The 11,427-nt window shown below is 67.1% G+C and carries 10 protein-coding genes; 7 read left to right on the top strand and 3 right to left on the bottom strand.

The window, feature by feature from the left end:
• Nucleotides 1-51 precede the first annotated feature (51 nt).
• From E3T43_RS10700 to E3T43_RS10690, 3 genes are read right to left on the bottom strand one after another with little or no spacing between them, the layout of a single operon-like run.
• On the bottom strand, nt 52-1,971 hold the full coding sequence (locus E3T43_RS10700; protein WP_134472448.1) for a YhgE/Pip family protein: 1,920 nt from the start codon (nt 1,969-1,971) through the stop codon (nt 52-54).
• Nucleotides 1,968-4,880 carry an MMPL family transporter gene (locus tag E3T43_RS10695; RefSeq protein WP_198414347.1) on the bottom strand — a complete coding sequence of 971 codons (2,913 nt, stop codon included), beginning with the start codon at nt 4,878-4,880 and terminating at the stop codon, nt 1,968-1,970. The genes E3T43_RS10700 and E3T43_RS10695 overlap by 4 nt, the downstream gene beginning before the upstream one ends.
• 28 nt (nt 4,881-4,908) lie before the next feature.
• Nucleotides 4,909-5,535, bottom strand: a complete 627-nt coding sequence (locus E3T43_RS10690) for a TetR/AcrR family transcriptional regulator (protein WP_241978934.1) — start codon at nt 5,533-5,535, stop codon at nt 4,909-4,911.
• A 124-nt stretch (nt 5,536-5,659) separates the two neighbouring features.
• Here E3T43_RS10690 and E3T43_RS10685 point away from each other — a divergent pair, with 124 nt between their 5' ends.
• From E3T43_RS10685 to E3T43_RS10655, 7 genes are all read left to right on the top strand, one after another.
• The gene (locus tag E3T43_RS10685) at nt 5,660-5,848 is read left to right on the top strand and encodes a hypothetical protein (protein ID WP_092449289.1); all 189 of its coding nucleotides are present in this window, start codon (nt 5,660-5,662) and stop codon (nt 5,846-5,848) included.
• Nucleotides 5,849-5,947: 99 nt separating this feature from the next.
• Nucleotides 5,948-6,436 carry a hypothetical protein gene (locus tag E3T43_RS10680; RefSeq protein WP_134472447.1) on the top strand — a complete coding sequence of 163 codons (489 nt, stop codon included), beginning with the start codon at nt 5,948-5,950 and terminating at the stop codon, nt 6,434-6,436.
• A gap of 46 nt (nt 6,437-6,482) precedes the next feature.
• Nucleotides 6,483-8,282 (top strand): glycoside hydrolase family 15 protein, encoded by a 1,800-nt coding sequence (locus E3T43_RS10675; RefSeq protein WP_134472446.1) that lies wholly within the window; start codon nt 6,483-6,485, stop codon nt 8,280-8,282.
• Between the two features lie 96 nt (nt 8,283-8,378).
• Nucleotides 8,379-8,987 (top strand): biotin transporter BioY, encoded by a 609-nt coding sequence (locus tag E3T43_RS10670; RefSeq protein WP_134472445.1) that lies wholly within the window; start codon nt 8,379-8,381, stop codon nt 8,985-8,987.
• Nucleotides 8,984-9,664, top strand: a complete 681-nt coding sequence (locus tag E3T43_RS10665; protein WP_134472444.1) for an energy-coupling factor ABC transporter ATP-binding protein — start codon at nt 8,984-8,986, stop codon at nt 9,662-9,664. Before E3T43_RS10670 ends, E3T43_RS10665 begins: the two co-directional genes overlap by 4 nt.
• Entirely contained in the window at nt 9,661-10,254 is a 594-nt protein-coding gene (locus E3T43_RS10660) for an energy-coupling factor transporter transmembrane protein EcfT (RefSeq protein WP_134472443.1), read from the top strand. Before E3T43_RS10665 ends, E3T43_RS10660 begins: the two co-directional genes overlap by 4 nt.
• A 120-nt stretch (nt 10,255-10,374) precedes the next feature.
• Nucleotides 10,375-11,367 (top strand): FKBP-type peptidyl-prolyl cis-trans isomerase, encoded by a 993-nt coding sequence (locus E3T43_RS10655; protein ID WP_134472442.1) that lies wholly within the window; start codon nt 10,375-10,377, stop codon nt 11,365-11,367.
• Nucleotides 11,368-11,427 lie beyond the last annotated feature (60 nt).

Raw genomic sequence — 11,427 nt, 5'->3', positions numbered from 1 at the left:
TGCCCTCCCAAGGATACCAGTCGCCCCCAATCTCATGGGGGGCACCGCGCCCTACGCCCTGGCCAGCCCCAGCCCGAACGAGCGGGCTCCGCGCGCCCGGGCCACACTCCAGAACGAGAGCAGCACGCTACCGATCGCGAACAGGAGCAGTATTGCGGCGGCGGCGGCAATATCCGCTCCCCCGCTTTCACTGACAATCGCCTGCAGGCCGTTCACGGCCCAGGTCAGCGGCAGAAAGGGGCTCAACGCCTGGAACGGGGCGGCAACGAGTTCGATCGGGTACAGCCCACTCGCCGCGGCGAGTTGCAGGGCGAGCAGCACGAGCGAGATGACGATGCCGACCCGACCGAACGCGACGCTCAGCCAGTGCTGCACGGCCACGAACACGAAGGCCAACAGCAGGGCGAAGCCGAGGGTGGCCGGCAGCAGCGTCCACGCCACATCGAGGGCGGTATGCAGCAGCACGGTGACCAGAACGGCCTGGCCGGCAACGATGGCGAAGGCCCGGCCGAGGCCGCGACGCAGCAACCGGCCGGTGCTCGTCGTCGAAGCCAGGGCGGATGCTGTGAGCGGTTTGAACAGCAGAAAGACGACGAGAGCTCCGATCCACAGGCCGACCGGCACGAAAATCATGCCGATAATCGGGCCGGCCGAGTCGATCGCGTGGTCGCGCTCGGTCGTGACACTGACCGGCTCGGAGACGACCGCGGCGGTGGTCGCAGCATCGGTATCGGTGAAAACGGATGCCCCCGCCGCGCCGTCCGCCAGCCCGGTCGCGAGCTCGGCGGCCCCGGCTTCCAGTGCGTGCGTCCCGGCCTGGGCCGACTCGGTGCCGGAAGCGAGGGTACCGAGCCCCGCGGAAATTCCCTGCACACCGGTCGCGAGATCGCTTGCGCCGCTTGACAAGGCTGGGCCGCCGGCCGCGAGCGTAAGCGCACCGTTCGCACTCGACGAGATGCCGTCCAGCACCGACCCAATTCCGGTGCCGGCTGCCCCGATGCCCGGGCTCTGGGCGCCGAGTGTGGTGAGGCCGCCCTGAATTTGCGCGAGCGCGCCGGCGTAGGCTGCGACGTTCGGGTCGGCCTGCATCTGCGCGTTGAGGGCCGTGAACGCTGCCGCCGTTCCCTGCACTCCCGAAGCGTAGGCCGGGAGCCCGGTTTCGAGCGGAGCCAGCGCGCCGGCGCCGGACTTCAGCTCGGTCAGCCCCGCGCTCAGCCCGGTGACGCCGTCGGTATAGGAGGCCACGCCCGAGGCATAACTCGTCGCTCCGCTGGCAGCGGATGCCGCCCCGGTAGCGGCGGTCGCCGTGCCGGCCGCAAGGGAATCGAGGCCGGCCTTGACCCCACTCACCCCGGTGGAGAGCGCGGCCGCGCCGTCGGCGGCATCGGTGAGGGACGAGCCAAGCAGGGCGAGATTCGTGTACAGGCCTTCGAGATACTGCGCGGTGATCGCCTGGCCGAAGGCGCCCGTCATGGCCGAGCCGACCGATTGGGCCAGCGAGCCGGCGAGGTAGGAATGGGCGTCATCGGTGCGAATATCGAGGTCTGCCTGCACCGGGGTGCTGCCCGAGAGCGAGGTGATCGAGGCGGAGAAATCGCTGGGGATGGTCAGAATCGCGTAGGCGTCTCCGGCGGCGAGCGCCGCTTGCGCGTCGGCCGTGTTGGAGATGGTCCAGTCGAATCCGGCCGTGCTGGCATCGCTGGCGCTGGGCGCGGTCAGTTCGGTCACGAGCAATCGACCGGCTAGAACCTGTTGTTCGGTGCCGTCCGGCAGGGTGGTCGTGACGAATTCGTCGTTGTTCACGACGATCGCGGGAATGGTGTCGACCCGGTCATCGGCCGAAACGAGAGCCACCGTGAACAGTCCGGCCACGGCGAGCGGCACGGCGACCACGACGGCCACGAGAGCGGCGACGGTCAGCCGCCGCTGCCGCGGGGTACGGCTGAACAGTTTGTCGAGTGCGGTGCTCATCGCTGCAGGGCCTTTCCATCGAGGGAATCCATCATCAGGTCGTCGTCAACTGGCGCGTCGAGATCGATCTGCTGCCACGGTCGATCGTGCGCCGATTCCGGGCCATCGATGTCGAAGCGTGCAGCGCCGAGCACCAGTGTGGTTGTCGGGGGTGCCAGCATGGCCAGTACCGTCGCCAGGTCCCGGCCCAGGAAAGGCTCGGGGAGGCCCTCGCCGAGGTCGACGAAGACCACACCGGGGCGTTCGGTGAGCGCCGCCGCGACCAGGACGGTCGCCCGGCCGTGGGCCGGTAGCGCCGAAATCGTCGTGGCGGCCGTCACCGGCTGACCGGCACCCAGGGCCCGGTTGATACTGCTGATCCAGTCGGCGCGACGGCTGGCGACCGAGGCGGTCCGGTACCAGGGCAGGGTGAGCCGCAGCCGTTCGGCGAGCAGTTCTCCGACGGTGATCTCGGTGTCCCGATGCTCACCGATATCGGCGAGGGCAACCCGGCGCAGGGCCTGCTGCCGGTCGGATGGCAGCGGGTAGCCGAGCACCTGCAGTCGTCCGCGGACCGGATCGAGTCGCCCGGCCAGGGTGGCCGCGACGACCCGGCGGTGGCCGGCCGTGCCGGTGAGCCACACGAGCGAACCAGCCGGAATACTCAGGCTGAGCGGACCGATCGGCGCGGTCTCGAGGCCGAAGACGACTTCATCGGCCGTGATCGCATCGGTCTGCTCCGCCGCCCACGCGCTGTCGTGCAGGTGCTGGCGCAGTCCGTCCCCCTCGATGTCGACGTTCGGCAGCAGCCGCCCGAGCCAGCGTGGCAGCCACCAGGCGGCGTTTCCGGCGAGTGCCATCGCGGCCGGAACGAGCGTCATGCGCACCAGGAAGGCGTCGAGCATGACACCGATAGCCAGAGCGAAGGCGATGCCTTTAATGGCGCCGGTGCCGTCGGGGACGAACGCGAAGAAGACGAAGAACATAATCAGGGCCGCGGCGGTGACAACCCGGCCGGCATGGGCGAAGCCGTGGATGATCGATTGCCGGGCGTTGCCGGTGCGCACGAATTCCTCGCGCATTCCCGAGACGAGGAACACCTCGTAGTCCATCGCGAGGCCGAACAAGACCGCCATGAGCAGAATTGGCAGAAAGCTGAGGATGGGGCCGGGGTTTTCTACGCCGAACAGGTCGGGAAACCAGCCCCACTGAAAGATCGCCACGGTGGCGCCGATGGCGGCGAACACCGACAGTAAAAAGCCGAGCGCGGCCTTGATCGGCACGAAGACGGAGCGAAACACCATCATGAGCAGAATGATCGAGAGCCCAACCACGATGAGCGCGAAGGGAATGAGCGCGTCGGTCAGCCGGTTGGAGATGTCTATGCCGACGGCAGTCGCGCCGGTGACGGCGATCGGGGTGCCGAGGCTCGCGGTGATGCCCGGGCCGAGGTCTCGAATCATTTGCACGAGGTCTTTCGTGGCCGCGGCATCCGGTGCGCTGTCGGGCATCACCTGAATGATGGCCGTGTCGACGGTGGGGTTTGGGGTACCCGTGCCCACGTAGGCGACGCCCGGCAGGTCGCGAATCTGGGCGCCGATGGTGTCGAGGTCGCCGAAGATGTCGGTGGTCTGGGTGATGTCGACGACGACGATGAGCGGGCCGTTGTAGCCGGGGCCGAAGCCGTCGTTGATGAGCTGGTAGGCCTCCCGCTGGGTGGAGCCGGCCGGTTCGGAGCCGCCGTCCGGCAGGTTGAGGTCGAGGCTGAGTGCGGGAATGGCGAGGGTTCCCAGCACGCCGACCACCACGATGACGGCGACGATCGGGGCTTTGAGTACCAGTCCGACCCAGCGCCGGCCCAGGGTCGGTCTTCCATCGTCGGGGGTGGTCGCCCGGCGGTGGGCCCGTCCGCCGACCTTGGGGATGAGTTTGCCCTTGACCACGCCGAGCACGGCGGGCAGCAGGGTCACGGCCACGCCGATCGAGACCAGCACGGCGAATGCGGCGCCGAGTCCCATCACGCTCAAGAAGGGGATGCCGACCACGAGTAGTCCGAGCAGGGCGATGATCACAGTAATGCCGGCAAAGACCACGGCGCCACCGGCGGTGGCGACGGCCGTCGCGGCCGATTCGTGCGGTTTCATGCCGGTAGCCAGCTGGGATCGATGCCGCGACAAAATGAACAGCGAGTAGTCGATGCCCACCGCGAGCCCGAGCATGAGCGCGAGCATGGGAGCGGTGCTCGAGACCGAGACGAAGGCGCTCACCGCGGTGATGCCGCCGATCGCGACGCCGACGCCGATCATGGCCATGAGCAGCGGCATGCCGGCGGCGAGCAGGGAACCGAAGGTGATGAGCAGCACGACGCCGGCGAAGAGCACGCCGAGCACCTCGGTGACGGTGATACCGAAGGTGTTGTCCTGAAAGACCTGGCCGCCGAACGCGACCTGCAAGCCGGCGTCCTCCCCGATCGACCGAGTGGCCACGAGGGCGTCGAGGGTGTCCGTAGAAACGTCGGTGGATTGCCCAGTGAGCGCCACCTGACTGAAGGCGGTCTCGGAGTCGCTCGAGACGGCATCCGCTGCGTAGTCGCTGAACGGGGTGATCACGGTGTCGACGCCGTCGATGGCGCCGATCTCTGTGGCCATGCTTTCGATGGCGGCCCGGTACGGCGCATCATCAATGGATGCCCCGCTCGGCACGTGATAAACGACCTGCACCTGCGCGCCGGCCGCCGAGGGGAACACCGCGGCGAGCGAGTCGATGGCATCCTGCGACTCGGTGCCGGGGATTGCGTAGGACTCCTGCGTCTGGCCGTTGAGGGCCACGCCGCCGCCGAAGATGCCGGCGAGCAGCAGCACCCAGATGCCGATGACGAGCCAGGCCCGCCGGTAGGCGAAGTGGCCGAGACGATACAGAACGGTTGCCATGAAAACTACTTTCGGACGGCGCAGAAATTCAGGAGTGAGCGGGGCGCGGGTGTACGGAGACGGGGGCGAGCAGTTCGGTCATCACGGTGCGCAGCGCCGGACGCAGGTCGTCGTCGGGCAGGGTGGCCTCGCCCAGAAAGGTCATGCCGGCCACGAGCGAGTAGGCGGCACCGCCGAGGGCGAAGCCGAACCGCAGGCGGTCTTCATTGCTCGCGTCGTCGTGGCAGATACTCGCGGCGAGACGAACGATGAGCAGTCCGGCCCGGTCGATGATGGCGATGCCGCGCAGCGACTGGGCCTGGTTGATGAAGGTGTGCAGTTCCAGCCGAAACTCGAGCAGAAAGTCGATGAAGTCGTCGACGAACCGCTCACGGGTGGCAATGCTCTCGGGCGCGGTCACGAAGCGGTCGAGAACAACCTCGAGCTGGTCGATGGCCGGCGTGAGCACCTGCTCGAGCAGCACCTCCTTGGAGGCGAAGTGGTAGAGCACGCTGGATTTGGAGAAGCCCGCGATGTCGGCAATATTCTGCAGCGAGGTTGCCGCGAATCCCACCGAGGCGAACTGGGTCAGCGCGACCTGGCGCAGGTCGGCGCCGGTTTGTGAGCGGATGCCGCCGGCCGGCGGTGCAGCGGATGTCGCAGGAAGAATGGGCACGACCACAGGCTAGTTGACCGATCGGTCAGATCCTGTCCGATCGGTCAGTTCAGGGGTTTTTCTCAGCCTATTCGGGTTTGCCCCGGCCGGGGAGGCTCCGGGTAACCTTAGGCCGGAGGTTCACATGCGAAAGTTCATATTCAGCAGTGCCATGATCGGCGTCATCGCCGGCGGATGGAACACCGTGCAGGCCACCAGGCACGGACCGCGCGACTGGCGTCTGGTGATGTTGTGGCTGGGGTGGGCACTGAGCGCCGCTGTGGCCATCGGCACGGTCATCGAAGACGCCAATAAACGCGAAATCGACAGCTGAGTTCGGCTGCTGGTCGGCGCGCCGTCCGGCGAGTCGCGGTTTGGTGACCGAAACTGGAGGTAGCAACTGATTGTCGGCTGCATCTGAAAGGGGCTCGTCATGTTTGGTCGTCGACGCCGACGTTTGGCCGCGAGCGCGGCGATGAGCGTGGCCGCAGCTCCAGTCCTTGGCGACGAACAGATTTTTGAGCTGCTGCACGACAAGCTCGGCGAGCTGATCGGCGAAACCGGTGCCTGGACGCTCTCGCCCCGGACCCCCGGCGATACTGACGTCATTTTTCACGGGCTCAAGGCCCGGGAGATCGCGGTCGAACTGACCGAGACCATCCTCACCGAGCAGGCGACGCTGCGCGGCGAAAGCAGCGGTGAACCGACGGCGTTGTCCTGGATCCCGGCCCCGATTGTCACCTGGAACGAACCCGTCCCGATCACCGGGCAGCCAATCGACGCAGCCCCGATCCACACCAAGCTGATCAACACGGCCCCTATTGCAACCGTGGCCAGCGCGGACGACGACCTCGCCGCAGCATCCGCTGCCTGGATCGACAAGGCGTCGGCCACCCTCGCCTCCGCTCGCCTCGTAGCCTAAGCAGATCGTCAGCGCACTCTCACCCTCCTGCTGACAGGATGGCCTGATGGCACTCCCCATCGAGGACTACGCACTGATCAGCGACTGCCACTCGGCGGCACTGGTCGGACTCAATGGCAGCATCGACTGGCTCTGCCTGCCCCGCTACGACTCCGCCTCCATGTTCGGTGCGCTGCTCGGCGATGAAAACCATGGCCGCTGGCTGCTCGCGCCCGCCGACCCAAACGCCATCGCCACCCGCCGCTATGATGGCGACACCTTCGTGCTATCGACACTGTGGACCACCAGCACCGGGCAGGTCGAGGTGCTCGACTTCATGCCGCACGGTGATGGCCGGGCCGACCTGGTGCGCCGGGTGCGCGGCATCACCGGCACGATGGCGATGACGCAGGATCTGCGCATCCGCTTTGGCTATGCGACGACGATTCCGTGGGTGCGCCAGCTGAAGGGCGAGTCGGTGCGCGGCCTGGTCGCGATCGCCGGACCCGACGCCATCGTCGTGCGCGGCCCGGCGCTCCGCGCGTCAGACCACCGGCACGAATCGCACTTCGATGTCATCGCCGGCGAAACCGTCGATGCCCAAATGACCTGGTATCGCTCGCACCGGGAGATTCCACCGGCCATCGACATCGATGCGGCCTACCGCTCGACCCGCGCCTGGTGGCAGAGCTGGGCATCCCGTTGCAGCCACGAAGGCCCCCTGCGCGCCCAGGTGGTGCGTTCGCTGCTGGTGCTGCGCGCCCTGACGCACGAACGAACCGGCGGCATCGTGGCCGCAGCGACCACGTCACTCCCCGAGCAGACCGGAGGCACCCGCAACTGGGATTACCGCTACGTCTGGCTGCGGGACGCCTCACTCACGCTCGAGGTCCTGCTCAGCCACGGCTACGAGGTGGAAGCCGGCGACTGGCGGGCCTGGCTGCTGCGCGCCATTGCCGGGGATTCGAGCGACGTGCAGATCATGTATGGGCTCTCCGGCGAGCGCTACCTCCCCGAACGCGAGCTGAGCAGCCTGCCCGGCTACAACGGCTCCTCCCCCGTGCGGGTCGGCAACGACGCGGTCAACCAGTTCCAGTCCGACGTCATCGGCGAGGTCATGGTCGCCCTGCACGCCGCACGCGCTGCCGGGGTGCGCGAAACCGAGTTCTCCTGGCCGCTGCAGCGCGCACTGATGAGCTTTCTCGAGAAGAACTGGCGCCGGGCCGACCAGGGCATCTGGGAGGTGCGCGGGCAGGCCCGCGAATTCACGCACTCCCGCGTCATGGTCTGGGCCGCCTTCGACCGTGCCGTGCGCGGCATCCAGGAGTGCGGCCTCGACGGCCCGCTCGAACGTTGGAAGACGCTGCGCGACGAGGTGCGCGCCGACATCGAAACCCGCGGTTTCAACGAAAACCTCGGCAGCTACGTGCAGTACTACGGCAGTACCGAAGTGGATGCCTCCCTCCTCGTCCTCCCGCAGGTCGGCTTCTGCGCCCCCACCGATCCGCGCATGCTCGGCACCGTGGCCGCGATCGAGGAGGACCTCTGCCGCGATGGCCTGCTCCTGCGCTACCGCACGGCCGCCGGGGTGGACGGATTGCCGCCGGGTGAGCATCCGTTTCTGGCCTGCTCGTTCTGGCTGGTCGAGCAGTACGCCACCTCCGGTCGCATCGACGATGCCAACACGCTGATGAACCGCCTGCTCGGCTTCGTGAACGATGTCGGCCTGCTCTCCGAGGAGTACGACGTGGCAGGCGGGCATCAGGCCGGAAACACGCCGCAGGCGCTCTCCCACCTGGCCCTGGTTCGGGCAGCGGATGCGATCGTCGCCGGCCTGGCCTCCCCCACCCGAATGCTGGCGGGCTGACGGGCCGACGGAAGAAATCACAACCTCTACAGTTCGACGCTTTTTGTTGTAGGTATTCTTCAGCGCCGGGTACCTGCCGAAATCTAAATTGAAAACATGACCGACACCATCCGCTCGAGCGCTCCGGCTCGTCGCATTCTGCCCGCCCGTGATCTTGCCCAGATCGCTATTTTCGCCGCCCTCATCGCCGCGCTCGGCCTGCCGGGACCGCTCAATATCGGCCCCGTGCCGATCACGATGCAGACCCTCGGCGTGATGCTCGCCGGCGCCATTCTCGGCCCGCGCAAGGGAACCCTCGCCGTGCTGTTGTTCCTCGTGCTGACCGCGGTCGGGCTGCCCCTACTCGCCGGCGCCCGCGGTGGAATCGGCGTGTTCACCGTCAGCCCGGCTGCCGGCTACCTGTACGGCTGGCTGCTCGGTGCTTTCGTCACCGGCTATCTCACCGCCCGGCTGCTGCCGAAGTACCCGTTCTGGCCGGCCCTCGGTGCCACCATTCTCGGCGGCATCGTCGCGGTCTATCTCCTGGGCATTCCGGTCATGGCCATCAATCTCGGGCTGCCGCTCTGGACTGCGATCAGCCTGAACGTCGCCTTCCTGCCCGGCGACCTGATCAAGGTCATCGTGACTGTGCTGGTCGCCCGCCAGGTACACAAGGCCTACCCCGGCCTGATCGCGCGGCCGTTGGGGCACCAGGGCCGCGCGTGAGCAGCATCCGCTTCGAGCAGGTTTCGCATGCGTTCGGCGCCCGCTCTGTGCTGCGTGATGTGAACCTGCACCTGACCGAGCAGCGCATCGGTATCGTCGGCGCGAACGGCTCGGGCAAGTCCACCCTGGTGCGCCTGATCAACGGGCTCATCACCCCGCAGATCGGCACCGTGACAGTCGACGGGCAGACTGTGGGCCGGCACGCCCGCGACGTGCGGCGCAAGATCGGGTTCATCTTCACCAACCCCGACAACCAGATCGTGATGCCCACGGTACGAGAAGACGTCGCCTTCACGCTGCGACGCCGCGGCCTCGACAAGCGGCAGATCGACGAGCGCACGACGGCCGCGCTCGCTCAGTTCGGGCTGAGCGAGCACGCCGATCATCCGGCGCATCGCCTGTCCGGCGGGCAGAAACAGCTGTTGGCTCTCGCCGCCGTGCTGGTCGCCGAGCCGGCGACGATTATCGCCGATGAACCGACCACTCTGCTCGACGCCCGCAATGTGCGGCGCATCAGCGAACTGTTGCAGACGCTCCCCCAGCAGGTCATCGTGGTCACCCATCACCTGCACCTGGTCGAAGAATTCGACCGGGTGATCGTGATCGAGGAGGGCGAAGTCGTGGCCGACGGCACGCCGGAACGGTCGCTCGCGGCCTATCGCGCCCTGCTCGCATGATCGGGCTGTACAGCCCCGGCAGCTCGTTCATTCACCGCGCGCCGACGCTGCTCAAGCTGTTTCTGCTCTCGCTCTGTGTCGTCGTGATCGGAACCTCGCCCGACCTCCGCCTTATCGGCGGCGCCGTGGCCGGGGTCGTGCTCCTGTTTGTGATCGCCCACGTTCCGGTGCGAGCCGCCGCGGGGCAGATCATGCCGATTCTGTTCATTTTGCTAATCGCCGTGCCCATCCAGGGGCTGCTCTCCGGCTGGCTCGTCGCTGCCCTCATGGCTGGCCGGTTGCTGGTTGCCGTCGCCCTCGCCGCCCTGTTCACCATGACCACAACGGTCACGGCGGTGCTCGAAGCGTTCCAGACGCTGCTGCGCCCTTTTCGACGGTTCATTGACCCCGACAGGGTAGGACTGCTCGTGGCCCTCACCATTCGCTGTATTCCGCTGGTCAGTGACATCGTGCGGGAGGTACTCGAGGCGCGCACCGCGCGCGGTACGCAGTGGTCGCTCATGTCGATCGCAGTACCGGTGGTGGTGCGCTCACTTTATGCAGCGGATGCTCTCGGCGAGGCGCTGATCGCGCGCGGTCTCGACGACTGAATCGCGCAACCGCGCGCCATTCAGCCCGCTCCTAGGCGAGGCGTGGCAGAGTAGGCACTTGGCCGTTCGCGCCAACCGAACAATTGCCTGCCAACTTGCTACGTTCTCGAAAGAGGCCCCGTGTCGAAAATCCCCGCCCTGCTGACCATTGTGGGCCTGACGCTCGCGCTCACCGCCTGCGGAAGCAGCGACACGACCAAAACAACGGATGCCGCTGCCGCCAGCTCCCCCTCGGCCGACTGCACCGAGTCGGGCAAACTCTCCGATAGCGTGAAGGTCACCGGTGACTTCGGCGCTCCGCTCGACATCTCGATCGATGCACCACTGGAGCCGACGGCTTCGCAGCGCACGGTCGCCATCAAGGGCACCGGAACCGACACCGCCAAGACGGACTCGATCGTCGAGGTGGCGATCACCCTGTACAACGCCAAGACCGAAGAGGTCATTCAGCCGACGACCTACAACACCGACGGTGCCAGCCTCGTGATTCCGATCAATGACACGAGCTTTCTGCCGGGCCTGGTGCGTTCAGCCAATTGCGCTGTCGAGGGTGAACGCATTGTCACCGTGAGCCCGGCAGCGGATGCCTTCGCCGACCAGGGCACGACCGGCGTCGCCGCCGGCGAGCCGGTCATCTTCGTGATGGACGTCATCAGCGTGATCGAGGATGTCCCGACCCAGGCCTCCGGCGAGGACCAGCCCGTCGAAGACGGCTTCCCCACCGTGGCCCTCGCCGATGACGGCGCACCGACCATCACCATCCCCGCCACCGACGCTCCCACCGACCTGAAGATCACGAACCTGAAGACCGGTGACGGAGAAGTCGTGACCGATGGCGCGAGCGTGGCCGTCGCCTACACCGGTGCCCTCTGGGCCACCGGCGAAACCTTCGATTCCTCCTGGGGCCGGGCCGACTACAGCCTGTTCCCGACCAACGGCGTGATCGCCGGCTTCACCGAAGCTCTGGTCGGTCAGACCGTCGGTTCCCAGGTCCTGGCCGTGATTCCGCCGGAATTCGGCTATGGCGAGGAGGGTACCCAGGGCATCTCCGGTACCGACACCCTGGTGTTCGTCATTGACATCCTCGCCGTTGCCGGTGGTCCGGCGGCCTAGAACCTGTAGTTTCATCGGGCGCCGCCCGTCGACCATCCGGTCGGCGGGCGGCGCTTTTTC

Source organism: Cryobacterium sp. Hh7, assembly GCF_004403155.1.
GTDB classification, from domain to species: domain Bacteria; phylum Actinomycetota; class Actinomycetes; order Actinomycetales; family Microbacteriaceae; genus Cryobacterium; species Cryobacterium levicorallinum.
Note: the sequence above shows the minus strand (reverse complement) of the source record. Positions and strands in the feature narration are given on the sequence as shown.

Coding starts and splice junctions, on each gene's coding strand:
- E3T43_RS10700 (WP_134472448.1), bottom strand. CDS start 1,971: ATGAGCACCGCACTCGACAAACTGTTCAGCCGTACCCCGCGGCAGCGG.
- E3T43_RS10695 (WP_198414347.1), bottom strand. CDS start 4,880: ATGGCAACCGTTCTGTATCGTCTCGGCCACTTCGCCTACCGGCGGGCC.
- E3T43_RS10685 (WP_092449289.1), top strand. CDS start 5,660: ATGCGAAAGTTCATATTCAGCAGTGCCATGATCGGCGTCATCGCCGGC.
- E3T43_RS10680 (WP_134472447.1), top strand. CDS start 5,948: ATGTTTGGTCGTCGACGCCGACGTTTGGCCGCGAGCGCGGCGATGAGC.
- E3T43_RS10675 (WP_134472446.1), top strand. CDS start 6,483: ATGGCACTCCCCATCGAGGACTACGCACTGATCAGCGACTGCCACTCG.
- E3T43_RS10670 (WP_134472445.1), top strand. CDS start 8,379: ATGACCGACACCATCCGCTCGAGCGCTCCGGCTCGTCGCATTCTGCCC.
- E3T43_RS10660 (WP_134472443.1), top strand. CDS start 9,661: ATGATCGGGCTGTACAGCCCCGGCAGCTCGTTCATTCACCGCGCGCCG.